General features: G+C 63.2%; 22 protein-coding genes, 1 tRNA gene and 1 pseudogene. 16 read left to right on the top strand and 8 right to left on the bottom strand.

The window, feature by feature from the left end; all coding sequences use genetic code 11:
- Nucleotides 1–42 precede the first annotated feature (42 nt).
- Entirely contained in the window at nt 43–363 is a 321-nt protein-coding gene (gene trxA, locus FE851_RS06815) for a thioredoxin TrxA (RefSeq protein WP_017184405.1), read from the top strand.
- 42 nt (nt 364–405) lie between these two features.
- On the opposite strand, the gene FE851_RS06810 is transcribed toward trxA, so the two are convergent.
- Nucleotides 406–1,206 carry an inositol monophosphatase family protein gene (locus tag FE851_RS06810; RefSeq protein WP_167383154.1) on the bottom strand — a complete coding sequence of 267 codons (801 nt, stop codon included), beginning with the start codon at nt 1,204–1,206 and terminating at the stop codon, nt 406–408.
- On the bottom strand, nt 1,203–2,429 hold the full coding sequence (gene argJ, locus FE851_RS06805; protein WP_145200938.1) for a bifunctional glutamate N-acetyltransferase/amino-acid acetyltransferase ArgJ: 1,227 nt from the start codon (nt 2,427–2,429) through the stop codon (nt 1,203–1,205). Before argJ ends, FE851_RS06810 begins: the two co-directional genes overlap by 4 nt.
- Before the next feature lie 73 nt (nt 2,430–2,502).
- Here argJ and FE851_RS06800 point away from each other — a divergent pair, with 73 nt between their 5' ends.
- The 3 genes from FE851_RS06800 to FE851_RS06790 all read left to right on the top strand — a co-directional run bounded on the left by FE851_RS06800 (nt 2,503) and on the right by FE851_RS06790 (nt 6,336).
- Nucleotides 2,503–2,982: an energy transducer TonB gene (locus FE851_RS06800; protein WP_145200935.1), complete on the top strand. Its 480-nt coding sequence runs from the start codon at nt 2,503–2,505 to the stop codon at nt 2,980–2,982.
- A gap of 138 nt (nt 2,983–3,120) precedes the next feature.
- Nucleotides 3,121–5,847: a preprotein translocase subunit SecA gene (secA, locus tag FE851_RS06795; RefSeq protein WP_017184402.1), complete on the top strand. Its 2,727-nt coding sequence runs from the start codon at nt 3,121–3,123 to the stop codon at nt 5,845–5,847.
- Nucleotides 5,848–5,970: 123 nt separating this feature from the next.
- Complete coding sequence (locus FE851_RS06790; protein ID WP_017184401.1) at nt 5,971–6,336, top strand: PilZ domain-containing protein; 366 nt, start codon at nt 5,971–5,973, stop codon at nt 6,334–6,336.
- Here FE851_RS06790 and FE851_RS06785 read toward each other — a convergent pair.
- Both FE851_RS06785 and FE851_RS06780 read right to left on the bottom strand, forming a co-directional pair.
- Entirely contained in the window at nt 6,327–7,271 is a 945-nt protein-coding gene (locus FE851_RS06785) for a phosphatase PAP2 family protein (protein ID WP_145200932.1), read from the bottom strand. The genes FE851_RS06790 and FE851_RS06785 overlap by 10 nt on opposite strands.
- An 85-nt stretch (nt 7,272–7,356) precedes the next feature.
- Nucleotides 7,357–7,444: transfer RNA gene (locus tag FE851_RS06780), tRNA-Ser, on the bottom strand.
- Nucleotides 7,445–7,579: 135 nt separating this feature from the next.
- On the opposite strand from FE851_RS06780, the gene FE851_RS06775 reads away from it, so the two are divergent.
- The 12 genes and pseudogenes from FE851_RS06775 (at nt 7,580) to FE851_RS06715 (ending at nt 19,076) form a co-directional block, all read left to right on the top strand.
- On the top strand, nt 7,580–8,626 hold the full coding sequence (locus FE851_RS06775; protein ID WP_145200929.1) for a lytic transglycosylase domain-containing protein: 1,047 nt from the start codon (nt 7,580–7,582) through the stop codon (nt 8,624–8,626).
- A complete protein-coding gene (locus FE851_RS06770; RefSeq protein ID WP_409994475.1) occupies nt 8,613–9,644 on the top strand; it encodes a septal ring lytic transglycosylase RlpA family protein in 1,032 nt (343 codons plus the stop codon). Before FE851_RS06775 ends, FE851_RS06770 begins: the two co-directional genes overlap by 14 nt.
- A gap of 47 nt (nt 9,645–9,691) precedes the next feature.
- Nucleotides 9,692–10,855, top strand: a complete 1,164-nt coding sequence (locus FE851_RS06765) for a D-alanyl-D-alanine carboxypeptidase family protein (RefSeq protein ID WP_095687105.1) — start codon at nt 9,692–9,694, stop codon at nt 10,853–10,855.
- Entirely contained in the window at nt 10,852–11,478 is a 627-nt protein-coding gene (gene tmk / locus FE851_RS06760; RefSeq protein WP_130752990.1) for a dTMP kinase, read from the top strand. Before FE851_RS06765 ends, tmk begins: the two co-directional genes overlap by 4 nt.
- Nucleotides 11,475–12,446, top strand: a complete 972-nt coding sequence (locus FE851_RS06755; protein WP_145200926.1) for an AAA family ATPase — start codon at nt 11,475–11,477, stop codon at nt 12,444–12,446. Before tmk ends, FE851_RS06755 begins: the two co-directional genes overlap by 4 nt.
- A gap of 43 nt (nt 12,447–12,489) precedes the next feature.
- Nucleotides 12,490–14,058, top strand: coding sequence for a methionine--tRNA ligase (gene metG / locus FE851_RS06750; RefSeq protein ID WP_145200923.1), 1,569 nt, complete (start codon nt 12,490–12,492; stop codon nt 14,056–14,058).
- A gap of 4 nt (nt 14,059–14,062) precedes the next feature.
- Nucleotides 14,063–14,836 (top strand): TatD family hydrolase, encoded by a 774-nt coding sequence (locus FE851_RS06745; protein ID WP_145200921.1) that lies wholly within the window; start codon nt 14,063–14,065, stop codon nt 14,834–14,836.
- On the top strand, nt 14,833–15,624 hold the full coding sequence (locus FE851_RS06740) for an MBL fold metallo-hydrolase (RefSeq protein ID WP_145200918.1): 792 nt from the start codon (nt 14,833–14,835) through the stop codon (nt 15,622–15,624). Before FE851_RS06745 ends, FE851_RS06740 begins: the two co-directional genes overlap by 4 nt.
- Nucleotides 15,624–16,375 (top strand): annotated as a pseudogene (locus FE851_RS27245) (TIGR02281 family clan AA aspartic protease). Before FE851_RS06740 ends, FE851_RS27245 begins: the two are co-directional and overlap by 1 nt.
- Nucleotides 16,372–17,673, top strand: coding sequence for an MFS transporter (locus tag FE851_RS06725; protein WP_145200915.1), 1,302 nt, complete (start codon nt 16,372–16,374; stop codon nt 17,671–17,673). The pseudogene FE851_RS27245 and the gene FE851_RS06725 overlap by 4 nt, the downstream one beginning before the upstream one ends.
- Before the next feature lie 147 nt (nt 17,674–17,820).
- Nucleotides 17,821–18,600, top strand: a complete 780-nt coding sequence (gene mazG / locus FE851_RS06720; protein WP_145200912.1) for a nucleoside triphosphate pyrophosphohydrolase — start codon at nt 17,821–17,823, stop codon at nt 18,598–18,600.
- On the top strand, nt 18,564–19,076 hold the full coding sequence (locus FE851_RS06715) for a GNAT family N-acetyltransferase (protein ID WP_145200909.1): 513 nt from the start codon (nt 18,564–18,566) through the stop codon (nt 19,074–19,076). Before mazG ends, FE851_RS06715 begins: the two co-directional genes overlap by 37 nt.
- A 60-nt stretch (nt 19,077–19,136) precedes the next feature.
- Here the strand turns inward: FE851_RS06715 and hflX are convergent, their stop codons facing one another.
- The 4 genes from hflX to thiE all read right to left on the bottom strand — a co-directional run bounded on the left by hflX (nt 19,137) and on the right by thiE (nt 24,591).
- Nucleotides 19,137–20,471, bottom strand: a complete 1,335-nt coding sequence (gene hflX / locus FE851_RS06710; protein ID WP_145200906.1) for a GTPase HflX — start codon at nt 20,469–20,471, stop codon at nt 19,137–19,139.
- Nucleotides 20,472–20,475: 4 nt separating this feature from the next.
- Nucleotides 20,476–23,133, bottom strand: coding sequence for an alanine--tRNA ligase (gene alaS, locus FE851_RS06705; protein WP_145200903.1), 2,658 nt, complete (start codon nt 23,131–23,133; stop codon nt 20,476–20,478).
- A 124-nt stretch (nt 23,134–23,257) separates the two neighbouring features.
- Nucleotides 23,258–23,878 (bottom strand): glutathione S-transferase family protein, encoded by a 621-nt coding sequence (locus tag FE851_RS06700; protein WP_145200900.1) that lies wholly within the window; start codon nt 23,876–23,878, stop codon nt 23,258–23,260.
- Nucleotides 23,875–24,591: a thiamine phosphate synthase gene (gene thiE / locus FE851_RS06695; protein ID WP_145200897.1), complete on the bottom strand. Its 717-nt coding sequence runs from the start codon at nt 24,589–24,591 to the stop codon at nt 23,875–23,877. The genes FE851_RS06700 and thiE overlap by 4 nt, the downstream gene beginning before the upstream one ends.
- Nucleotides 24,592–24,649 lie beyond the last annotated feature (58 nt).

The raw sequence follows: 24,649 nt of genomic DNA, 5'->3' as shown, positions 1-24,649 counted from the left end.
TGCACGCCCTAGATACCGCTTCAAGACAAGGAGATTATAGTCATGGCCACCAAGGCAGTTACCGACAGCAGCTTCAAGGCTGACGTGATCGATTCCGACAAGCCCGTGCTTGTCGATTTCTGGGCCGAATGGTGCGGCCCGTGCAAGATGATAGGCCCGGCGCTGGAGGAAATCTCCGACGAGCTGGGTGACAAGCTGACGATCGCCAAGGTCAATATCGACGAAAATCCCGATGCGCCGGGTCAATATGGCGTGCGCGGCATCCCGACGATGATCCTGTTCAAAAACGGCGAACCGGCGGCGACCAAGGTTGGCGCAGCGCCCAAGAGCGCGCTCAAGAGCTGGATCGAAGGCGCCCTCTGATCAGGTGGTCCGGGCGTCGTAACGGATACGACGTCCGGATGATCAGCGAAACAGCAGTTCCGCCGCCATGTCCCACAGCCTTGGCGAGGATGCGCCGAGCAGACCCCGGCGCATGTCGCCCACGACATAGGCGGTCCCATCGAGCCGCTGGCAGCAGCCGCCCGCTTCGTTCAGGAACAATGTGCCCGCCGCATGGTCCCATGGCAGGGTGCGGGCGAACACCGACACATCATTCTGCCCCAGCACCAGCCGGGGATATTGTTCGGCCGCACAGCGGGGAATATCGACCAGCGCGAACCTGTCCTGCGACCGTAGGGCGATGTCGGCGCGCTCGTCCGGCGTCATGAAATAGACCGCCAGCGCCGCGATCGGCAAAGCACCGCCACTTTCGCGCGCCTGCACCCGTTCATCATCGATATGACTGCCACCGCCCAGCATCGCATGGCACAGCCGTCCGCTGATCGGATCGAGAATCCAGCCGGCCAGCGTCGTCCCGGCATCCGCCAGCGCGATCATGATGCCGAACGGCGGCTTGCCGGCAGCGAAATTGCCGGTGCCGTCGATCGGGTCGATGATCCAGTTGAGACCATCGCCCGCCCGGTCGAGGATCGAAGGGTCGGCGGCGCAGGCTTCCTCCCCGATAATGCCTGCTTCGGGCAGGATCGCGGCCAGCCCCTCGGCCAGCCTGATTTCGCTTTCCTTGTCCGCGATGGTGACCAGATCGTCGGCGTCCGCCTTTTCACTGATCTCGCTGCTCGCCAGATTTTGGTAGCGGGGCATCACGACATTGCGGGCCACATCGCGCATCAGCGCGACGACCGGGGCATGCAGCTCCAGCATCAGCTGCGATAGTCCGCGTTGATCGAAATATAGCCGTGGGTGAGGTCACAGGTCCACACCGTCGCGCGGCCCTCGCCCAGCCCCAGGTCGACGCCGATGACGATGTCCTGCCCCTTCAGATGCGCGGCAACCGGCGCTTCGTCATAGCCCGCCACCGCCAGGCCCCCGGTCGCCACCTGAGTCGCACCGAAACGGATGGAGAGCAGGTCGCGATCAGCCGGTTCGCCAGCCTTGCCAATCGCCATGACGACACGGCCCCAATTGGCGTCCTCACCCGCGATCGCCGTCTTGACCAGCGGCGAGTTGGCGATCGACAGGGCGATCCTGTGCGCGCTGTCGTCGCTGGTCGCGCCCTCGACACTGATCTCGACAAATTTGGTCGCGCCTTCGCCATCGCGTACGACGAGATGAGCGAGTTGGCGGCACAGATCGGCCAGCGCGGCGGCAAAGGCGTCGGCGCCTGTGTCGTCCATGCTGGTCAGCGGCGCGTTGCCTGCCTTGCCGGTGGCGAAGGCCAGCACCGTATCGCTGGTAGACGTATCGCTATCGACCGTGATGCAGGAAAAGCTGCGGGTGTTGGCGGCCGAGAGCATGGATTGCAGCAGCGCCGGGTCGATCGCGGCATTGGTGAAGATATAGCCGAGCATCGTCGCCATATCCGGCGCGATCATGCCCGACCCCTTGATGATGCCGACCAGATCGACCCGCGTTCCCCCGATCATGGCGGAGACATGGGCGCCCTTGGCGAAGGTGTCGGTCGTGCCGATGCTGTTGGCGGCATCTTCCCAGCCGCAGGGGGCGGCGGCAAAGGCCGCTTCAAGACCAGCCTCTGCCTTGTCGATGGGCAAGGGCACGCCGATCACCCCGGTCGAGGAGACGAATATGTCCGAGGGCTGGCAGGAAAGGTGATTGGCGACCTTGGCCGCGATCGCCTCCACCGCCGCGCGACCGCGATGGCCAGTGAAAGCATTGGCATTGCCCGCATTGACGACGAGTGCGCGCGCCGACCCCAGCGGAATGGCATCCCGGCACCATTCGACTTCGGGGGAGGGGCACTTGCTCTGCGTCGTCACGCCAGCGACCGCCGTGCCTGCGTCGAGTTCGACATAGGTGAGATCGCACCGCTCCCACGCCTTGTATCCGGCACGGGCGCGACGCAGCGTCACGCCTGCGATCGGAGGCAGGGCCGGAAAGGCGGCGGGGGCGAGGGGGGAGGGCTTGCTCATGGCCGCGGAATGATGGAAATCCCATGAGACGTCAATCTGGTTCGCCGGAGACAGTGGGGAACTGGGCAGAGATATGGACCAACGTATCCGCGAGGTCATTATCGCGATCGGCGCGATGGCGCTGCTGGCAGCCGCCGTTGCGGTCTGGCGGCAGCAATTCGACGTTGATCTGCCGCCTCTGCCGCAAGCCGGACCCATCAGGCAAACTTCGGAGCCACAGAGCCAGCCGAGCGCTTCTGCGCCATCCTCGCCTGCCGCTCCTCATCGTGCTGCGCCAAGCTCCAACCCCGGCGGATGGCTGAGCGATTCTGAGTACCCGGCAGAAGCCCTGCGCAACGGATGGCAGGGGACGTCAGGCTTCCGCCTGACGATCAGCGCCGTGGGGGATGTCGAACACTGCGTCATCACCGCGTCGTCAGGCCATGCCGTTTTGGACGAGGCGACATGCCGTTTGCTGAGCGAACGTGCGCGGTTCCAGCCTGCACGGAACGAATCTGGCATGGCGATGGCTGACACATATAATGGCCGGATAACATGGCGGATACCATCATGATCCCATGCTGCATGGGGCGGCTGCGCGATGCGTCGGCACCGTTCGATTGACTATCGGTTGAGCGCTCCCTAAATCGCCGCGCATGTCTGCGCGTGGTCTCTGTTCGGGGCACGCTTCCCTATTGTGTCAGGAATTTGCATGTTCGGCGCCCTCGCCAAGTCCATCTTCGGATCGTCCAACGAACGCTATGTGAAGTCGCTGGGCAAGATCGTCGACAAGATCGCCTCGTTCGAGCCATCGGTTCAGGCGCTGAACGACGCGGATCTGGCAGCGCAGACGGTGCGTTTTCGTGAACGGCTGGCCGCTGGCGAGACGCTGGACGACCTGCTGCCGGAAGCCTTTGCAACGGTGCGCGAAGCCGCCGTCCGGGTGCTGGGCATGCGGCATTTCGATGTGCAGATGGTGGGCGGTATCGTCCTGCATCGCGGCGAAATCGCCGAAATGCGGACGGGTGAGGGCAAGACGCTGGTGGCGACGCTGGCCACCTATCTGAACGCGCTGGAGGGCAAGGGCGTCCATGTCGTTACCGTCAACGACTATCTGGCCAGCCGCGACTGCGAATGGATGGGGCAGGTCTACCGCTTCCTGGGGCTGACGACCGGCGTGATCGTGCCGAACATCAGCGAGGATCAGCGCCGCGCCGCCTATGCCGCCGACATCACCTATGCGACGAACAACGAGCTGGGCTTCGACTATCTGCGCGACAATATGAAATATGACCGCGCATCGATGGTCCAGCGCCCCTTCAATTTCGCCATCGTCGACGAAGTGGACTCGATCCTGATCGATGAGGCGCGCACGCCGCTGATCATTTCCGGGCCGACCGACGACAAGTCGGAACTCTATGTCGCGGTCGACGCGATCGTGAAGCAGATCGACGAATCCGATTATGAAAAGGACGAGAAGCAGCGTTCCGTCACCCTGACCGAAGAGGGGACCGAAAAGATCGAGCGGCTGCTGGAGGCGGCGGGGCTGCTGCAGGGCAGCAACCTCTATGATTTTGAAAATACGCAGGTCGTCCATCATGTGAACCAGGCGCTGCGCGCGGTCGTGATGTTCCGCCGCGACATCGATTATATCGTCAAGGACGGCAAGGTCGTCATCATCGACGAATTTACCGGCCGCATGATGGACGGGCGCCGCTGGTCCGACGGGCTGCATCAGGCTGTGGAAGCCAAGGAAGGCGTCCAGATCGAGCCGGAGAACCAGACGCTGGCGTCGGTCACCTTCCAGAATTATTTCCGCATGTATCCCAAGATTTCGGGCATGACCGGCACGGCTTCCACCGAAGCGACCGAATTCTACGAAATCTACAAGATGAACGTCGTCACCATCCCCACCAACAAGCCGGTGCAACGGATCGACGAGCAGGACAGTTTCTACAAGAATATCGAGGACAAGTTCCGCGGCATTGCCCGCACGATCAAGGAACATTCGGAAAAGGGCCAGCCAGTGCTGGTCGGGACCGTGTCGATCGAAAAGTCCGAAATGCTATCCGAATTCCTCAACCAGGAAGGCGTGCCGCACGCAGTGTTGAACGCGCGCTTCCATGAGAGCGAGGCGCACATCGTGGCGCAGGCCGGGCGCAAGGGCGTGGTGACGATCGCCACCAACATGGCCGGGCGCGGGACCGACATTCAGCTGGGCGGCAATCTGGAACTGCGGGTCGAGGATGAATTGCGCGACATGCCCGAAGGGCCGGAGCGCGACGCCGCGATCGAAGCGATCAGAGCGGAAATTGCGGCGGAGAAAGCCGAAGTGCTGGCGGCGGGCGGACTGTTCGTGCTGGCGACCGAGCGGCATGAAAGCCGCCGTATCGACAACCAGCTGCGCGGTCGTTCGGGGCGTCAGGGCGATCCTGGCCTGTCGCGTTTCTACCTCAGCCTGGACGACGACCTGATGCGCATCTTTGGACCGGACACGATGTTCGCCAAGATGATCCGGTCCAACCTGGAAGATGGCGAAGCGCTGCCCCCGTCCAAATGGCTGAGCAAGGCGATCGAGACCGCGCAGAAGAAGGTCGAGGCGCGCAACTACGATATTCGCAAGCAGGTCGTCGAATATGACGACGTCATGAACGACCAGCGCAAGGTGATTTACGAGCAGCGGTCTGACATCATGGATGCAGAGACGGTCGACGATGTCGTCACCGACATGCGCCATGAAACCGTCAACGACATTGTCGGCAGCAGTTGCCCGCCCGGCACCTATCCCGAGCAATGGGACATCGCCAAGCTGAAGGCGCGCACGCTGGAAATTCTGGGCCTTGAGCCGGATTTCGACGCCTGGCTGGCCGAAGATGCGGTCGACCCTGAAATGATCGAGGAACGGCTCTCCGCCCTGGCCGACGAAACCGTCGCGGACAAGGTGCGGGAGGTCGATCCGGCGGACTGGCACATGATCGAAAAGTCGATCCTTCTCCAGAGCCTGGATCATCACTGGAAAGAGCATCTCTCGACGCTCGATGCGCTGCGGCAGGTCGTGCATTTGCGCGCCTATGCGCAAAAGACGCCGATCAACGAATATAAGCAGGAAGCCTTTGCCCTGTTCGAGCGGATGCTGGAAAATATCCGGGAGGATGTGACGGGATCGATCGCGCGGGTGCAGTTCCGCATGGACGCGCCGCTGCCTGAATTCGACCTGCCCGTGCTACCCGATTTCATCACGACCCATATCGATCCTTTCTCCGGCGAAGATAACAGCGCCGATTTCGATGCGGGGACATTTGGCGGGATCACGACGACGATCCCGCGCGCGCCTGCGGTTCCGGCCGGCGAATTCGCCAATCTGGACATCAGTCGCAATGCGCCGTGTCCCTGTGGTTCGGGTCAGAAATACAAGCATTGCCACGGCGCGCTGGCCTGATTTCCAATCGGGGGGCAGAGGCCCGTTCATACCTGCCCCCCGGTTAACCAGCCCGCTTATCGCTTCTGCAAGATTGCTGCGACAGATTCACATCTGATCCTGGGGGGAAACCGGGAGTCAGCGATGAACAGCATCCACTACAGGCCGCAGGTCCAACGTCGCCGCGAAAGCCGCTTCATAGCCAATGCCCGCGCGACGCTTTTATGGGACGGCGTCACCGAACCTGTCACCATCCTCAATATCTCTTCCTACGGCGCGCTCGTCACCGGTCTGTATCTGCCGCCGATCGGCGCGCGCGTTACGGTGATTGCCGACTATCTGGAAGTATGTGGCACGGTGATCTGGTGCGGCGTGGAGCGTTGCGGCCTGTTACTGAGCCGAGAGATAGACCCATTGGCGGTGATCGCCGAGCCATCGGTCAGCACCGTGGACCCAACCCCGCAACGCGAAATCAGCCTGAAACGGATTGCGCCCGGAACCTACGCCTGAGCATCGCGAGGCCGACGAATAAACAAAATCGTTCCAAGAGCAACAACCGCTCCAGCAATAACATCGATCAAATAGTGAGAGCCGAACAGCGGCGTCGAACTGATCATCAAAATGTTGATGATCAATGATGGCCAAAACAACCAAGGCGTACCGCGAGAACAATAGATCGCGATAATTCCCATGGCTGTATGAAATGACGGGAATGTAACTAATCCAGGCAAGTTGTTCAGATCCAGCACATGCTGCGGCTCTGTTCGTAACGCCAGCAAATGGCGCATATGATAGATTCCAACCCACGGATCCACATTGTGGAACAGCGCGCTCTGAGGTCGGTAATGGAATGCGGCTGCTGTAGCAGGAAATAGCATTCCCACCGATGAACATATCAAGGCGCTAGTAAAAAACAGCACCATCAATTCCTGGCATCGTCGGGTCGGATCGCGGCCAAGCAGAAGAATGACGAAAAGGCCAATCGAATAAGTGCTTAGGCCTGTATAGCTATAGTCCATCAACTGAATCAGCGTGGGGTGCCTGTCGAGCATCAAGGCATACTGCAACCAATCGAAACGCAAGAAGGAATCCGCCGCCGCGAGCCAGTTATCGGCGAATGGGTAGGCGATCGACATGGTCAAATGATTGTACAAACGAAGTACAGGCCATGCGATCAACATGAACGCACCGCCCCGGCAAAGCATATGTAACCGCGGTCGATCAGCTAGGCGGAAAGCGCCCCAACTGCCTATAACGACAAAGGGCAGCATGACGTTCAGCACTTTCCAACTGTCTGCCGACAGTCGAAGGGGAGACATCAACAGCCATCCAATTTCCATCATTCCCAGCAACCCAAGCGCGAGCCAGAGCGGCGGAATGCTGATTCCAGACAAAGGAACCCGAACGGCGGAGAACCTAACAGGTTGGAGCAGTTGTGTAGCCATGACCGGTGCATGCACCAGATACGGTTAAAAACGGATATACGCCCTAATATGAAATATCCGAAATGCGTTGGTACACGCGCCATCTTGGCGGAAGGGGTGGGATTCGAACCCACGGATGCTTGCACATCGGCGGTTTTCAAGACCGCTGCAATCGACCACTCTGCCACCCTTCCGTCGCCTCGCTTCCTAGCGCGCTGTGCTGGCTTGCCAAGCGCAAAAATCGCCTGGGGCTCGGTTCGTCGTCTAAACGGGCCATAGTTGCCATTAAGGGGATTCACCTGCCGTCCGGCCTGTGCAACAACGGGGGGATGAGAGATTCTCTGCGTTCGTCTGTATTTTCGCTGTTGCTGGGGCTGGCTGGCGTAACGGCTGGCACTGTCGTGCCGGGGGTTGCGCAGGCACAGAATGTGACGGATTTTCGCGTCTATCTGGAAAGCCTGCGGCCCAAGGCGCGGGCAATGGGGATCAGCGACGCGACGCTGGACAGCGTGTTTCCGACGCTGACGCCCAATCCGCGGGTCATCGCGCTGGACCAGACGCAACCCGGCGGTGGCGCTTATTCGCCCATCCCCAATTTCGAACCCTATCGCCGCCAGCATGTCGACGCCGCGCGGATCAGGCGCGGCCAGACCGCCTATCAGGCCAATCGCGCGCGTCTGGCCCGGATAGAGGCGGAAACCGGCGTGCCGGAGGAGATCATGGTCGCCATTTATGGCCATGAAACCAATTATGGCAGCTATGTCGGCGATTTCGACCTGATCCGGTCGCTGGCAACGCTGGCGCATGAGGGGCGTCGGCGCACCCTGTTCGAGCCGGAACTGCTGGCAACATTGAAGATGCTGGACAATGGTGTGCCGCGCAGCCGCCTGGTCGGCAGTTGGGCCGGGGCGACCGGCTATCCCCAATTTCTGCCGTCGGTCTATCTACGGCTGGCCAAGGATGGCGATGGCGACGGGCGGGCGGACATCTGGACCAGTGAGGCGGATGCACTGGCGTCGATCGCCAATTATTTCGTGCAGGCCGGATGGCGACGCGGGCAACCCTGGGGCGTGGCGGTCTCCGTGCCGTCCAGCTTGAACCGCGCCAGCGTAGCGGCAAAGACCAATCCGGCGCGCTGCCCGCGCGTATTCAACCGGCATAGCCGATGGTTGACCATGGCCGAATGGCGCAAGCTGGGCCTTGCCCCGGAAAGCGGCACCTGGCCCGGCGATACGGTAATGGCAACGCTGCTGGAGCCGGACGGGCCGGGCAAGACCGCCTATCTGCTGACTAGCAACTACCGGGCAATTCTGGATTATAACTGTTCCAATTTCTATGCTCTGTCTGTGGGGTTGCTGGCCGATGCGGTCAAATAAGGGGGGTAGGCTGCCTCTGGCGGCCGGGCTTATACTATTGCTGGCATCGTGCAGCGGCGGGGAACAGCCGCCCGTGCCACCGCCGCCCGCATCATCGCCGCGCCCGCTGGCGCAGGGCGCGATGGTGGCCGATGACCCCGTGATGATTGGCGCGCCCTACAGCGTCGGCAAGGTCACCTATACGCCCGAAGACGCGCCCAATTATGATGCTGTCGGTTATGCCGGCTGGTATGGCGAGGAGTTGCAGGGCAACAAGACGGCCAATGGCGAAACCTTCGTGCCGGAGGCGATTACCGCCGCGCACCAGACATTGCCGCTGCCCAGCTATGTCGAGGTGACGGCGCTCGATACCGGACGGACGATCCTGGTCCGGGTCAATGATCGCGGGCCTTTCGCCAATGACCGGATCATCGACCTGTCGCGCGGCGCGGCGGAGCAGTTGGGCGTGATCGGCGACGGCGCGGCGGCGGTGCGGGTGCGGCGCGTCAGCCCGCCCGATCAGGAGCGGGTTGCGCTGCGCAGCCATGGCCGGGTGGCAGAGCGGCTGGAAACCCCGCCCGCCTTGCTGACGGCGCTGCGGGCCAAGCTGCCCGCCCGTCCCGCAGCAACGCCCGCAAAGGCAAATACCGTAGCACGGCCAATCGCCAAGACGCCGCCCAAGCCCGTCCGCGACCCAGAGAAGCGCGAAATTGCGCCAACGCCCGCAAGGCAGGATGGCTTCGTGGTGGAAAAGGCGGGCGCCCCATCGGCGCCAACGCCTGTCGCGCCAGTTGCCCCCGTCGCCGTTGCTGCGCCAGCCGCCGCCCGGACTTATGTGGTGCAGGTCGCGGCCTTCTCATCCCGCGCCCGCGCCGAAACGCTGGCGAAGCGCATCGGCGCCAGGGCAGTGGAGGGCGACGGCGTGTGGCGAGTGCGCTTTGGCCCCTATCCCACGCAGGACGCTGCGCAGGCCGGTGTGCGCGCCGCCGCAGCCAAGGGGTTTGAGAATGGCCGCATCATGGCTAATGACGCGCGATAGACATCGCGCACCACCCAAGCGATTCCATCCCATTTGAAGGCAGCCCCATGAACAAGTCCGTCGCAGTCCTCCTCTTCACCGGGCTGTTGGCCCAGCCGCTGACCGCAGCGGCGCCGCCCTACACCAGCGAAGCGCCGATCGCTTATATGAAGGATCTGTCGTCGGGTGCGGTGCTGTATGACAAGGGCGGCGAAACGAAGATGCCACCGGCATCCATGGCCAAGATGATGACCGCCCATGTCGCCTTCCGACTGATCCAGAAGGGCGAATTGAAGCTGGACACCATGTTCACCGTGCGCCCGGAAACCTGGAAGCAGTGGCACGGACCGGCTGCCGGTTCGACCATGTTCCTGTCGGCGGGCGAGCAGGTATCGGTGGAAAATCTGCTGCATGGCATCGTCACCCTGTCAGGCAACGACGCCTGCGTCGTTCTGGCCGAAGGGATTGCCGGGACCGAGCAGGCTTTCGTCGCGCTGATGAATGAGGAGGCCAAGCGCATGGGCCTCAAAAACAGTCATTTCGGCACCAGCAACGGCTGGCCGGACGAAGGCGTGACCTACGTGACCGCCGAGGATCTGGCCAAGCTGGCGCAGGGAACGATCGAGGAAACGCCCGATCTCTATAAGCGTTTCTACGCCACCCGATCCTTCACCTGGGGCAAGACGATGGGCGGCGCGGACATTGCGCAGGGCAATCGTAATCCGATTTTGGGCAAGATCGCGGGGGCCGATGGCCTCAAGACCGGCCATACCGAAGAAGCGGGCTATGGCTTTACGGGGTCTGCGGAACAGGATGGCCGCCGCCTGGTGATGGTGGTGGCCGGGCTGGGCAGCTTTAACGGGCGCATCCAGGAATCGGTCCGCTTCATGGACTGGGGTTTCAAGGCGTGGAAGGCGCAGCCCCTGTTCAAGAAGGGCGCGACTGTCGAAACCGCTGACGTCCAGTTGGGCAGCGCCACCAGCGTGCCGCTGGTCGCGCCGCAAAATCTGGCGGTCACGCTGCCGCGCACCGCATCGACGAATATCTCCGTCAAAGTGGTTTATACCGGCCCGATCAAGGCGCCGATCGCCAAGGGGCAGAAGATTGCCGACCTGATCGTATCCACGCCCGACACGCCGCCGCAGGTGATGCCGCTGGTCGCTGGCGCGGATGTCGCTGAAGCGGGCATGTTCGGCCGGTTGTGGAATGGCCTGAAATCGCTGTTCGGGTGATAGAAGGGCGGTTCATCACGCTGGAAGGCGGGGAGGGCGCGGGCAAATCGACCCAGTTGCGCGCCCTTGCCGCCGCTCTGCGCGCGCGCGGGCTGGAGGTCGTGGAAACGCGCGAACCGGGCGGCAGCGAAGGCGCGGAAGCGATCCGTTCGTTGTTGCTGACGGGCGGCGCGGATCGCTGGAGCGCGCGGGCGGAGGCTTTGCTGTTTGCTGCGGCGCGGGCCGATCATATCGAAAAGACGATCCGCCCGGCGCTAGCGCGGGGAGCGTGGGTGCTGTCCGACCGCTTTCTCGATTCAAGCCGGGCCTATCAGGGGCAGGGGGCGCTGTCCGACGCGGACATTGTGACGTTGCACCGGATCGGCAGTGAGGGATTTCTGCCTGACCGGACCTTGTTCCTGACCTTGCCAGCAGGTGAGGCCGAAGCGCGGGCGAAGGTGCGGGACGGTGGCGCATCGGACCGGATTGGCGGCCGCGACCAAAGCTTTCATCGCGCCGTGGCGGATGCCTTCGCTCGTTTCGCGACGGACGAGGCGGCGCGATTCCGCGCGATCGATGCGTCCGGCGAACCCGGCGCGGTCACGGCACGCCTGATCGATGCGCTGGCGGATCTGCTGCCATGACATCCCTTCTGGGCCATGACGCGCAGGCCGGCACGCTGATCGACGCGGCGGCGAGCGGGCGGATGCATCATGGCTGGATATTGAGCGGGCCAAAGGGCATCGGCAAGGGCAGCTTCGCACGGGCGATGGCGATGCGTCTGCTGGCCGACGCCGCAGGCCCGCCGGTGGTGGGGGCCGGGCTAGATGTGCCGGAAAGCCACCCGGTTCGCCGCCTGATCGAAGCGAGCGCCCATCCCGATTATGCCGAACTGTTCCCGCTGGAAAAGGATGGCGTCACCGCGCGCAACATCAGCGTGGATCAGGTGCGGGGACTGCATCGGTTGCTTCAGTCCGCGCCGTCGCTTTCGACCCGGCGGATCGTGGTGATCGACAGCGCGGACGATCTGGAGCGGGGCGCGGCGAACGCGTTGCTCAAAAATCTGGAAGAACCGCCCGCCGACATGATCTTCCTGCTGGTCAGCCACGCGCCGGGCCGGTTGCTGCCGACGATCCGTTCGCGCTGCCGCACGCTGCGTTTCGATCCGCTGAGCGACGGGGCGATGCGCGCCATCCTGCGCGGCAAGGATGAAAGCCTGTCCCCGACAGAGATTGACGCCCTGATCCGCGCGGGCGAGGGGTCGCCGGGCAAGGCGCTGCGTTATCTGGGCCTGAACCTGGCGGACATAGAAAGCGCGATGGCGCGGATCGCGCAGGATGGCGACCGGGACAATCGGCAGCGACTGGCGCTGGCCAAGGCCTTGGCGATCAAATCGGCCAAGCCGCGCTATGAGGCGTTTCTGGAACGCGCGCCCGCCTTCATCGCGCAGGCCGCACGGCATCGCAGCGGGTCGGCACTTGGCGTGGCGCTCGACCATTGGGAAAAGGCGCGGCATCTGGCGGGCGGGGCGGTCATCCTGTCGCTTGATCCGGCGGCGGTCGTTTTTGAACTGGCCGGCCATGTCGCGGCGCTTGCGCCACCATCGGCCTGAAAAGCGGCTTCCCGCCCGACGCAACAGCCGCTAGGGACATCGCATGTCCCAGCCCTATACCATCACCACCGCCATCTCCTATCCCAATGGCCGCCCCCATATCGGCCACGCCTATGAGGTGATCGCGACCGACGCGATCGCCCGCTTTCAGCGCATGATGGGTCGCGACGTCTTCTTTCAGACCGGCACGGACGAACATGGCCTGAAAATGGCGCAGACGGCACGGAACCGGGGGATCGAACCCGTCGCGCTGGCCGATGAAATGTCGGGCTATTTCCGTGATATGAACGATCGGCTTAACATCAGCCATGATCGTTTCATCCGCACCAGCGAAGCGGCGCACCATCGCGCCAGCCAGGCCATCTGGCAGGCGATGGAGGCCAATGGCGACCTGTATCTGGATCGGTATGAGGGCTGGTATTCGGTCCGCGACGAAGCCTTTTACGACGAAAAGGAACTGACCGACGGGGAAGGGGGGGCCAAGCTCTCGCCACAGGGCACGCCGGTTGAATGGACAGTCGAGGAAAGCTGGTTCTTCCGCCTGTCCAACTATCAGGACAAATTGCTGGCGCTCTACGAAAGCCAGCCCGATTTCATCCGTCCAGACAGCCGCCGCAACGAGATTTTACGCTTCGTCGAAGGCGGCCTGTCGGACCTGAGCATTTCGCGCACCAGCTTCGACTGGGGGGTCAAGGTGCCCGGCAGCGATGGCCATGTCATGTATGTGTGGGTTGACGCGCTCACCAACTATCTGACCGGCTGCGGCTATCCCGATGATGCCGACCGCATGGCACGATATTGGGCAGAAGGCGGCGACATCACGCATATTATCGGCAAGGATATTGTGCGTTTTCATGCGGTTTACTGGCCAGCCTTCCTGATGAGCGCGAAGCTGCCCTTGCCCAAACAGATTTTCGGTCATGGCTTCCTGCTTAACCGGGGCGAGAAAATGTCCAAATCGGTTGGCAATGTCGCCGACCCGATCGAACTGGCCGATCGGTTCGGTGTGGATCAGCTGCGCTACTTCCTGTTGTCGGAGGTCACTTTCGGCAATGACGGCAGCTATAGCGCGGAGGCGATCGTCCAGCGCTCCAACAGCGATCTCGGCAATGCGTTCGGCAATCTGGCGCAGCGGACGTTGAGCTTCATCGCCAAAAATCTGGATGGCAGACTGCCGGCCATTCACGGCCATGATCCGGCGGGCAGCGAGTTGTTCGAACTGATCAACCGGGTCGTGCGTACCGACATGCCTGCCGCCATGGCCGATCTCGCGCCGTCCGTCGCGATCGACGCCTGGCTGCGAGCCGCCTTTGCCTGCAATCAGTATATCGACGCCCAGGCGCCATGGTCATTGCGCAAGACCGACCCGCAGCGGATGGAGACGGTGCTGGCGACGCTCTACATCGCGATCGCGCAACTGGCCGTCGCGGTCCTGCCGGTCATCCCCGCCAGTGCGACCGCGCTGCTCAATCATATGGGCATCCCCGCCGACAAGCGCAGCTACAACGCGATCGGCGATCACTGGTATTCGCCACTGGCCGAGAGCGACTTCACCCTCGCCGCGCCCAAGCCGCTCTTTCCCCGGCTCGAACTGACCGAAGCGGACGGGTGAACCCATGCTGATCGACAGCCATTGTCATCTGAATTACAAGGGGTTGATCGAGGATCAGCAGAATGTGCTGGAACGTGCGCGCGCGTCCGGCATCGACCTTATGCTCAACATCGCCACGCGCGAAAGCGAGTGGGACGCGGTGCTGGATACCGCGATCCGCGCGCCGGACGTGTGGGCGACGGTTGGCATCCATCCGCATGAGGCGGACGAGCATCCCCATATCGACACCGCCAAGCTGGTCGCCCGCGCAGCGCACCCCCGCGTCGTGGGCATCGGCGAGACGGGTCTGGATTATTATTATGACCATAGCGACCGTGACCGGCAGCGCAGCAGCTTCCGCTCGCACATCGTCGCCGCGCGCGAAACGGGCCTGCCGCTGATCGTCCACACCCGCGATGCGGAGGAAGATACGCTGGCGGTGATGCGTGACGAGATGGGGAAGGGGGCCTATACCGGCGTCATTCACTGCTTCACTGCCAGTGGCGCCTTTGCAGACGCCGCGCTGGAACTGGGCTTCTACATCAGCATATCGGGCATCGTGACCTTCAAGAGCGCCAGGGATTTGCAGGAAACCGCCGCGCGCCTGCCGATCGACCGGTTGCTGGTGGAAACGGACTCGCCCTTTCTGGCGCCGGTGCCGCATCGCGGGCGTCCCTGTGAGCCGGCCTTCGTCGCTGACACGGCCAAATTCCTCGCCAGTCTGCGCGGCGAAAGCCTGGAGGATCTGGCCGCGGCTACCTCCACCAATTTCCGCGCCTTGTTCAAGAAGGTGGCATGAGCCTGAAACTCACCATCCTGGGCAGCGGCACATCGTCGGGGGTTCCGCGCATCGGCAATGATTGGGGGGCGTGCGACCCGGCCGAACCGAAAAACCGCCGCACCCGCGTGTCCATTCTGGTCGAAAGCGCGACGACGCGGATATTGGTGGATACATCGCCCGACATGCGCGCCCAGTTGCTTGCGGCCGATGTGATCGCGATCGACGCGATCTTGTGGACCCATGACCATGCCGATCACAGCCATGGCATCGACGATGTCCGGCAGTTGTTTCATCATCGCCGCGTGCCGCTGCCCGGCTATGCCCGATCGCAAACGCTTAACCTGCTGCGGCAGCGCTTCGGCTATGCCTTTGAAGGGCGCAACGGTTATCACCCGACCGTTGACGGGCGGATCTTGCCCGATGGCCTGCGGATCGGCGACATCGACATTGCCTGCGTCGATCAGCCGCATGGCGAAATCTACTCAACCGGCTTTCGCTTCAGCCATGGCGGCAGGTCCGTCGCCTATGCCACGGATTTTCATGACCTGACGCCTGATATGCTGGCGCTGTACGACAGGGTGGATGTGTGGGTGGTGGACGCGCTGCGGGAAAAGCCGCACCCCACCCATCCCCATCTGGCGCTGACGCTGGATGGCATCGCCGCCGCCCGGCCCGGTCGCGCGATCCTGACCCATATGGACCAGAGCATGGATTATGCGACATTGCGCCGCACCCTCCCCAGCGGGGTCGAACCGGGCTATGACGGCATGGTGGTAGTTTTGGAAGCGGTGGAGCAGGGGGATTGATGGACAGCGGCGATCAGGCGGCATCAACCATCTGGTATGTGCTGGCACTGGTGCTGGTTGGCTCCGCGCTTGTCGGTCGGCGGCTGGCCTGGGGCGGGGTGCTCCGCATGGCGTTGTTATGGGTCGCGATTTTCGCCGGGCTGCTCGGCCTGTTCAAACTGGCGCAGGACGAAGGCTATCTGACCGGCCGTTGGGCAGAGCAGGGCGATCTTGTCGATGAAAGCCCGGCGTCGCTGCCGCCAGCCAAGGCGCAAGGCCAGTCGATCCGCATTCCTGTTGCTGTCTCTTATACACATCTGAAGGCTATCTGACCGGCCGTTGGGCAGAGCAGGGCGATCTTGTCGATGAGAGCCCGGCGTCGCTGCCGCCAGCCACGGCGCAAGGCCAGTCGATCCGGATTCCTGTTGCGCCCGATGGCCATTATTGGGTCGAAGCGACGATCAACGGCACGCCTGCCCGTTTCCTGATAGACAGCGGCGCGACCATCACCGCGCTATCGGAAAATACCGCGCGCGCGTCTGGCCTCAACTATGACGTCGGCGCGCCCGGCGTCGTCATGACCACCGCCAATGGCAAGGTGGAGGCGCGGCGATCCAGCATCGCCAGCCTGGTTGTCGGTCCGATTGTAACGACCGATCTGCCGGTCGTCGTGTCCTCCACCTTTGGCGAGGTCAATGTGATCGGCATGAACATGCTGTCCCGCCTGAAAAGCTGGGGCGTGCAGAATGGTGAAATGGTGCTGACGCCATGACCGCCCCAATAGAAACTGGCGCCCCGACCCAGCGCGAGCGGCTGAAAGCCATTATCGGCGGTTCGACGGGCAATCTGGTCGAATGGTATGACTGGTATGCCTATGCTGCCTTCACCCTTTATTTCGCACCGCATTTCTTTCCCAGCCAGGACCGTACAGCCCAGTTGCTGAGCGCGGCGGGCATCTTTGCCGTCGGTTTCCTGATGCGGCCCATCGGCGCATGGCTGATGGGCATTTATGCCGACCGGCACGGGCGCAAGAGCGGGTTGACGCTGTCGGTCGCGCTGATGTGTGCTGGCTCGCTGCTGATCGCGGTGACGCCGGGCTATGAGACGATCGGCGTCGCAGCGCCTTTGCTGCTGGTGCTGGCGCGGTTGATGCAGGGGCTTTCGATCGGCGGGGAATATGGCGCGAGTGCGACCTATCTCTCCGAAATGGCGGGCAAGAACCGGCGCGGCTTTTTCTCCAGCTTTCAATATGTGACGCTGATCGCCGGGCAACTGGTCGCGATCTGCGTGCTGCTGGTGTTGCAGGCCGTACTGAGCGAGGCGCAACTGGATGCATGGGGCTGGCGGATACCCTTTTTCATTGGCGGGGGGCTGGCGGTCATTGTGTTCTGGCTGCGGCGCGGGCTGGCGGAAACGCAGAGCTTTGCCGTGGCGAAGGCCGAGGGCGCGCCGAAATCGGGCTTCGTCGAATTGTTGACGAAGCATCCGCGTGAAACCGCGACGGTGATGTTGTTGACCGCTGGCGGCACGATCGCTTTCTATGCCTATTCCATCTACATGCAGAAATTCCTGGTCAATACGAGCGGATTGAGCCGGGAGGCGGCATCGCAGATCAATGCAGCGACGCTCTTTGTATTCATGCTGTTACAGCCCGTTGCTGGCGCCTTGTCCGACCGGATCGGGCGCAAGCCGCTGATGATCGGCTTCGGCGTCATGGGCGTGCTTTGCACCTATCCGATCTTTGCGACGCTGGCGGTGACCAAGGATCCGCTGGTCGCCGGGCTGCTGGTGATGGGCGGATTGGTAATCGTCACCGGATATACATCGATCAACGCCGTGGTGAAGGCCGAGCTGTTTCCCGCGCATATCCGCGCATTGGGCGTCGCGCTGCCTTATGCGCTGGCCAACACCATGTTCGGCGGGACGGCGGAACTGGTCGCCTTATGGTTCAAGCAGGCCGGTATGGAGCAGGCATTCTATATCTATGTCAGCGTGATGATCGCCATCTCGCTGGTCGTCTATGTGCGGATGAAGGACACGGCCAAAACCAGCCTGATCCGGGAGGATTGAGGCAAAGCCGACACTGAGCCGAACATAGGCGCGGATGATATGTGATTTAACATAATATATATTATCGGACTAAGATCACGCCTGTCTGGTCATCCCCCGGCAGAGCCACTATCGCCATTTTGACTCCATCATCATCGCAGGTTCCCCATGTCCCAAGCCAGCCCCGCCGACATCATGCCGCTCGCCAATGTCATGGCGCAGTTGCGCGATCCCGATACGGGCTGTCCGTGGGACATCGAACAGGATTTCGCATCGATCGCACCCTACACGATCGAGGAAGCCTATGAAGTCGCCGATGCGATCGAGCGCAGCGACATGGTGGCGCTGCGCGACGAACTGGGCGATCTGCTGCTGCAAGTGGCATTTCACAGCCGGATGGCCGAACAGGCCGGGCATTTCAGCTTGCAGGACGTGATCGACGGCATCACGCAAAAGATGATCCGGCGGCATCCCCATGTCTTTGGCGACGGCCTGGCGCGGGAGGACGGCCATGCCCAGTGGGAAGCGATCAAGGCGGCTGAGCGGGCCGAAAAGGAGCCTGACCCCAGCGCCCTGGCCGGGGTGGCGATCGCCCTGCCCGCATTGTTGCGCGCGGAAAAATTGCAGAAGCGCGCAGCCCGGACCGGGTTCGACTGGCCCGATAGCAATGGGGCGATCGCCAAGATCGTCGAGGAACTGGACGAGGTGCAGGGCGCGACGACACAGGCCGAGCGCGAAGAGGAAGTGGGCGATCTGCTGTTTGCCGTCGTCAACCTCGCACGGCATCTGAAGGTCGACCCGGAAGTTGCTCTGCGCGCTGGCAATGCCAAGTTCGACCGGCGGTTCCGGATCATGGAAACGTTGGCCGGAAAGGCCTTTGCCGCTCTGCCGCTCGCTGAAAAGGAAGCGCTGTGGCAGCAGGCCAAGCGCGCGGAGATGCCAGCGTGATCCGCGCGGTTTCGCCTGCCGATCATGACGCAATCTGGGCTATATTGGAGCCAGTGATCCGCGCGGGCGAAACGCTGGCCATCCCGCGCGATATGACGCGGCAAGCCGCCCTCTCCCTCTGGCTCTCGTCCGATCGCACCGTGCGCGTGCTGGAGGAAGACGGCGCCGTTCTGGGCATATTCTATGTGCGCGCCAATCAGATGGGCGGCGGGTCGCACGTCGCCAATGCCGGCTATGTCGTGGCGCAGCACGCAACCGGACGCGGCATCGCGCGCCACATGTGCGCCGCTTCGCTCGATCTGGCACGGGCGTTGGGTTTTCGCGCGATGCAGTTCAACTTCGTGGTGTCGTCCAATGTGCGTGCCGTCGCCTTATGGCAGGATATGGGCTTTGCCGTGGTCGGGCGGTTGCCGGAGGCGTTTGATCACCCTGCCCGTGGCTATGTCGACGCGCTGGTCATGTTCCGGGCTTTGTAAGAAGCGTAGACATCTCACATCGACTGACAGCGCCACATATGCGCTTGCGATTGAAATGCCCTACCCCTGCCCGCGCTTTCCGAACCGTGCGAAGGCGGCGTCCGATAGCCGCACTTCGACACGGGTTTCCTCGCCCTGCGCGTCGCTCGACAGCACTTCGCCATGCTCATGGAGCCAGGCCAGCGCCGCGCCGTCAGCTGCCGCGATGCGCAGGCCATAGACTTTGGCACCGGCGGTCATTTTGGTGCTGATGGCGCGTTGCAGGTCAGCGACACCTTCCCCTGTCAGCGCCGAAAGGATCACGACATCGTCGCGACGCGATGCGGTTTCCCGCGCCAGCGCTTCGGCTTCCGGGTCGAGCAGGTCCAGCTTGTTCCACGCCTCGATAATCGGCGGCGCGGCAGGCTCGTCTTGGGCGCGGTCTAGCGCCCCCTCCCCGGCTACGCCCAGTTCGCTCAGCACGTCCAGCACATCGTCGCGCTGGGCATCGCTATCGGGATGGGCAATGTCGCGAACATGGACGATCAGGTCGGCGGACAGCACTTCCTCCAGCGTCGCGCGGAAGGCGGCGATAAGCTGCGTCGGCAGATCGGAAACGAAACCCACCGTGTCAGACAGGATCGCCTTGTCGAGGCCGGGAAGCGCGATCTGGCGCATGGTCGGATCGAGCGTTGCAAAGAGCAGATCCTCCGCCATGACGTCAGCCCCGGTCAAGCGATTGAAAAGCGTCGATTTTCCGGCATTGGTATAGCCTACCAGCGCGATCACCGGCCAAGGTGCGCGCTGCCGCCGGGCGCGGTGGAGGCCGCGGGTGCGGGTGACCTGATCCAGTTCCTTGCGAATCTTGGCCATGCGGTCGCGAATCATTCGCCTGTCCGCCTCGATCTGGGTTTCGCCAGGACCGCCCAGGAAGCCGAAGCCACCGCGCTGCCGCTCCAAATGGGTCCAGCTGCGCACCAGGCGACCCGCCTGATAGTCGAGATGGGCAAGCTCTACCTGCAACCGACCTTCATTGGTGGCCGCGCGTTCGCCGAAGATTTCGAGGATCAGGCCGGTCCGATCGATGACCTTGGCGCCGACCGCCTTTTCCAGATTGCTCTGCTGAACCGGCGACAGGGCGTTGTCGACGATGACCAGCTCCGCCTCCTCCTGGTTCACCAGCGTGGCGATCTGGTCCACCTGACCGCTGCCGAACAGTGTCGCGGGCTTGCGATCGCGCACGCGGAACGCCTGCGCCGCGCGCACGTCGATGCCGATGGCAAGCGCCAGACCGCCCGCTTCCTCCAGCCTTGCTTCGCTGTCCCGGCGTTCCGGTCCGTGGGTTTCGGCATGGACGACCACGGCGCGAGCGCCGCGGGCGACTTCATCATCGGAATCGCGGTTGAATATGGCCATGAGGTTAGCCGGGAACCCCCGCAAGCCTGGCCTTGACCGCGTCGATCGCTGCCGCCGCCTTGTCGCCGTCCGGGCCGCCGCCCTGCGCCATGTCGGGACGGCCCCCACCGCCCTTCCCGCCCAGCGCTTCTACGCCGGTGCGGACCAGATCGACCGCGCTGATCGTGCCGGCCAGATCGTCGGTGACGCCCACGGCAATGGTCGCGCGGCCATCGACCACCGCGACGATCGCGGACACGCCGCTGCCCAGCGTCTTTTTATTGCCGTCAACGATGCCGCGCAGTTCCTTGGGGTCCAGCCCTTCGATCACCTGCGCCATGAAGCTGACAGTGCCGACCTGTTCCGGACCTGCCGGGGCCGCGCCCGATGCGCCGCCGCCCAAAGCCAGCGCCTTCTTCGCTTCGGCCAGTTCACGCTCCAGCTTGCGGCTCTGTTCGACCAGCGCCGCGATGCGGGCCGGCACATCTTCCGGCGCGGTCTTGAGCGTGGCGGCGGACTGGCGCAGCTTGTCCTCCCGATCGACCAGCCAGAGGCGCGCGGCCTCCCCGGTCAATGCCTCGATCCGGCGGACGCCGCTGGAAACGGCGCTTTCCGATACGATCTTGAGCAGGGCGATGTCGCCGGTCGCGCGGACATGGGTGCCGCCGCACAGTTCGACCGAATAATGATTGTCGTCCCCCCGCCCCATCGAAAGGACGCGGACCTCATCGCCATATTTTTCGCCAAACAGCGCCATCGCGCCTGCCGCAATCGCGTCGTCGGGCGTCATGAGGCGGGTCGTGACCTCCTCATTATGGCGAATCTGCGCGTTCACATCCGCCTCTATCCGCGCGATTTGCGCATGGGTCAGGGCGTCAGGATGCGAGAAATCGAAGCGCAACCGATCGGCAGCGACCAGACTGCCCTTCTGAGTCACATGCGCGCCCAATTCCCTGCGCAGCGCAGCATGGAGCAAATGGGTAGCGCTATGGTTGGCGCGGATGCGGTCACGGCGATCGACATCGACGCTCAACTGCACCGTGTCGCCGACCTTGACGCTCCCCGCCTCGATCATGGCGCGGTGGGCGTGGAGGCGACCGAGCGGCTTGGCGGTATCATCCACCTTTGCCGACAGGCCGCCAAGCGAGGCGATGCGGCCAGCATCGCCCATCTGGCCGCCGCTTTCGCCATAGAAGGGCGTCTGGTTGGTGATGATGGTGACCGTGTCGCCCACGCCAGCGCTATCGACGCGCGCGCCGTCCTTGACGATGGCCTGCACTTCGCCCTCACCCTTGGTGGAGGCGTAGCCGACAAATTCGGTGCTGCCGAGCGTTTCGGCAATGTCGTACCAGATGTCGTCCGAGGCTTTCTCGCCCGATCCTTTCCAGGCGGCGCGGGCGGCGGCTTTCTGTTCCGCCATGGCGGCGTCAAAACCGGCGCGGTCGACGCCCAGCCCCTGCGTGCGCAGCGCATCCTCGGTCAGGTCATAGGGGAAGCCATAGGTGTCGTAGAGCTTGAACGCGGTTTCGCCAGGCAGCGTGCCGCCTTCGCCCAGCCCCGCAGTCGCTTCGTCCAGCAGGCGCAGACCGTTTTCCAGCGTGCGGCGGAAACGGGTTTCCTCGCGCAGCAGCGTTTCCTCGATCAGCGGCTGGGCACGGACCAGTTCGGGATAGGCGCCGCCCATTTCGGACACGAGGCTGCCGACCAGGCGATACATCAACGGGTCTTTGGCGCCGATGATGTGGGCGTGGCGCATGGCGCGGCGCATGATCCGGCGCAGCACATAGCCGCGGCCTTCATTGGCGGGCAGCACGCCGTCTGCGATCAGGAAGCTGGTGGAGCGCAGATGATCGGCGATGACGCGGTGGCTGGCCTGGAGGTCGCCGTCGGTCGCGGTGCGGGTGATCGCGCCGCTTTCGGCGATCAGCGCCTTGAACGTGTCGGTATCATAATTGTTATGGACGCCCTGCATGACGGCAGCGATCCGCTCCAGCCCCATGCCGGTGTCGATCGACGGCCTGGGCAATTCGCTGACGATCTCATTGGCTTCCTGCTCATATTGCATGAACACCAGGTTCCAGATCTCGACGAAGCGGTCGCCATCTTCCTCCGGACTGCCGGGAGGGCCGCCCCAGATATGGTCGCCATGATCGTAGAAGATTTCCGAACAGGGGCCGCAGGGGCCACTGTCGCCCATTGCCCAGAAATTATCCTTGGTCGGGATGCGGATGATCTTGTGATCGGGCAGGCCGGCGATCTTCTTCCACAGGTCGAACGCCTCGTCATCGGTGTGATAGACGGTCGCGGTCAACTTTTCCGCCGGAAGCCCCCATTCCTTGGTCAGCAGGGTCCAGGCATGCGTGATCGCCTGTTCCTTGAAATAGTCGCCAAAGCTGAAATTGCCCAGCATTTCAAAGAAGGTGTGATGGCGCGCGGTATAGCCGACATTGTCGAGGTCGTTGTGCTTGCCGCCCGCGCGGACCGACTTCTGGCTAGACGTCGCGGTCTTGTAGGGGCGGGTTTCAAGGCCGGTAAAGACATTCTTGAACGGCACCATCCCCGCGTTGACGAACATCAGCGTCGGGTCGTTGTGCGGCACCAGCGGCGCGGAGGGAACGATGGTGTGGCCGTTGGCCCCGAAATAGTCGAGGAAGGAACGGCGAATGTCGTTGGTCGATGTCATGGGGGCGATTTAGTGGGAAGCGGCCCGCCGCACAAGCGGGGCTTTTTGTCGTGGAGGACATTCGCACGTCACGCGGCAGCAACTGTCGATAGCCGGATGGATATAGGCAAGAACACAACGCCGGTCAGGCGTAGGCATAGGGGCCGCCCGCCGCCAGCGCCGCCTGATAGGCGGGGCGCGCCTGCATCTCGGCCAGCCAGCGCATGATCGCGGGCCGCGAACCGTTCAGGCCGCCGCGCGCGCGGGACGCTTCGATCGGGAAACTCATCATCATGTCCGCAGCGGTGAAACTGTCACCGGCGAAATAGGGTCGCGACGCCAGTTCGCTTTCCAGCCAGTCGAGATGATCGTCGAGCATCCGCTGCACCGTGGGCCGGGCGGGGCGGCCAAGCAGGCCGAGCTTGCCTATGATGAGCAGCGCGAGCAGCGGCGGCATCATCGATCCTTCGGCATAATGCATATATTGGCGGTAGCGGATCGCCCCCGGCGCGTCAGCGGGCGGGCCGAATCGGCCTGCGCGGGCGACCAGATACTCCATGATCGCGCCGGTTTCGATCAGTGCATGGCCATCCACCTGCACCACCGGCGAGCGCCCCAGCGGGTGGATGGCGCGCAACGTGGCTGGCGCACGCATCGTCTTGCGCTCGCGTTCGTAGCGGATGACCTGATAGGGTTCGCCCAGTTCCTCCAGCAGCCAGAGAATGCGTTGCGACCGGCTGTTATTGAGGTGATGGACGATGATCATTTGGGTTCCGGCGCTCCGTTACGGGCCTGTTGCAGCACATCGGCAAAGGCTGCAACGCCAGCGCCCGGTCCCCCCGGATGGTTCCACACCGCGCTGCTGACCGCCAGAAAATCCGCGCCTGCGGCGACCAGTGGCGCTGCGTTTTCCGCCGTCACCCCGCCGATTGCGACGCAGGGCAGTTCGAACAGCGTGGTCCACCACCCCAGGATGGACGGTTCGGCATGGTGCAGCACCGCCTTCGTCGTCGTGTGATAGAAGGCGCCGAACGCGACATAGTCGGCCCCCGCCTCCCCCGCTTCCATCGCCAGATGGCGGCTGTCATGACAGGTCACGCCAATCTGAACCTTGGGCCCAAGGATTTTGCGCGCCTCCCGCGGGTCGCCATCGCCCTGCCCCAGATGCACGCCGTCCGCGCTCAGGCGCTGCGCCAAAGCGACGCTATCGTTGATGATGAAAGCCACGTCGCGATCAGCGCACAGCGTCTGCAATGGCGCGGCCAGCGCGGCAATCGCGTCGTCTTCCAGCCCTTTGAGCCGCAACTGGAACGCGGCCACATCGCCGCCGTCCAGCGCCGTGGCCAGCGTGTCGACGAAACTGGCGTCGATGGTGGGCGGAGAGATCAGATAAAGCTGGCAGGCCGGGCGGAAACCCTGTTCGAACTGGTCGGCGAAATGCGGGTCGAGCGCCAGCTCTTCATCTGTGAAATCGGTCATGCTTCGCGCTTAACCCATAGCAGAGGAGCGCGAAAGGGGGGCCGGGCGGGCCTGCGCC

The organism is Sphingobium sp. B2 (assembly GCF_007693735.1).
Classification (GTDB): Bacteria; Pseudomonadota; Alphaproteobacteria; order Sphingomonadales; family Sphingomonadaceae; genus Sphingobium; species Sphingobium xenophagum.
Note: the sequence above shows the minus strand (reverse complement) of the source record. Positions and strands in the feature narration are given on the sequence as shown.

Coding starts and splice junctions, on each gene's coding strand:
- trxA (WP_017184405.1), top strand. CDS start 43: ATGGCCACCAAGGCAGTTACCGACAGCAGCTTCAAGGCTGACGTGATC.
- argJ (WP_145200938.1), bottom strand. CDS start 2,429: ATGAGCAAGCCCTCCCCCCTCGCCCCCGCCGCCTTTCCGGCCCTGCCT.
- FE851_RS06800 (WP_145200935.1), top strand. CDS start 2,503: ATGGACCAACGTATCCGCGAGGTCATTATCGCGATCGGCGCGATGGCG.
- secA (WP_017184402.1), top strand. CDS start 3,121: ATGTTCGGCGCCCTCGCCAAGTCCATCTTCGGATCGTCCAACGAACGC.
- FE851_RS06790 (WP_017184401.1), top strand. CDS start 5,971: ATGAACAGCATCCACTACAGGCCGCAGGTCCAACGTCGCCGCGAAAGC.
- FE851_RS06785 (WP_145200932.1), bottom strand. CDS start 7,271: ATGGCTACACAACTGCTCCAACCTGTTAGGTTCTCCGCCGTTCGGGTT.
- FE851_RS06775 (WP_145200929.1), top strand. CDS start 7,580: ATGAGAGATTCTCTGCGTTCGTCTGTATTTTCGCTGTTGCTGGGGCTG.
- FE851_RS06770 (WP_409994475.1), top strand. CDS start 8,613: ATGCGGTCAAATAAGGGGGGTAGGCTGCCTCTGGCGGCCGGGCTTATA.
- FE851_RS06765 (WP_095687105.1), top strand. CDS start 9,692: ATGAACAAGTCCGTCGCAGTCCTCCTCTTCACCGGGCTGTTGGCCCAG.
- FE851_RS06755 (WP_145200926.1), top strand. CDS start 11,475: ATGACATCCCTTCTGGGCCATGACGCGCAGGCCGGCACGCTGATCGAC.
- metG (WP_145200923.1), top strand. CDS start 12,490: ATGTCCCAGCCCTATACCATCACCACCGCCATCTCCTATCCCAATGGC.
- FE851_RS06745 (WP_145200921.1), top strand. CDS start 14,063: ATGCTGATCGACAGCCATTGTCATCTGAATTACAAGGGGTTGATCGAG.
- FE851_RS06740 (WP_145200918.1), top strand. CDS start 14,833: ATGAGCCTGAAACTCACCATCCTGGGCAGCGGCACATCGTCGGGGGTT.
- FE851_RS06725 (WP_145200915.1), top strand. CDS start 16,372: ATGACCGCCCCAATAGAAACTGGCGCCCCGACCCAGCGCGAGCGGCTG.
- mazG (WP_145200912.1), top strand. CDS start 17,821: ATGTCCCAAGCCAGCCCCGCCGACATCATGCCGCTCGCCAATGTCATG.
- hflX (WP_145200906.1), bottom strand. CDS start 20,471: ATGGCCATATTCAACCGCGATTCCGATGATGAAGTCGCCCGCGGCGCT.
- alaS (WP_145200903.1), bottom strand. CDS start 23,133: ATGACATCGACCAACGACATTCGCCGTTCCTTCCTCGACTATTTCGGG.
- FE851_RS06700 (WP_145200900.1), bottom strand. CDS start 23,878: ATGATCATCGTCCATCACCTCAATAACAGCCGGTCGCAACGCATTCTC.
- thiE (WP_145200897.1), bottom strand. CDS start 24,591: ATGACCGATTTCACAGATGAAGAGCTGGCGCTCGACCCGCATTTCGCC.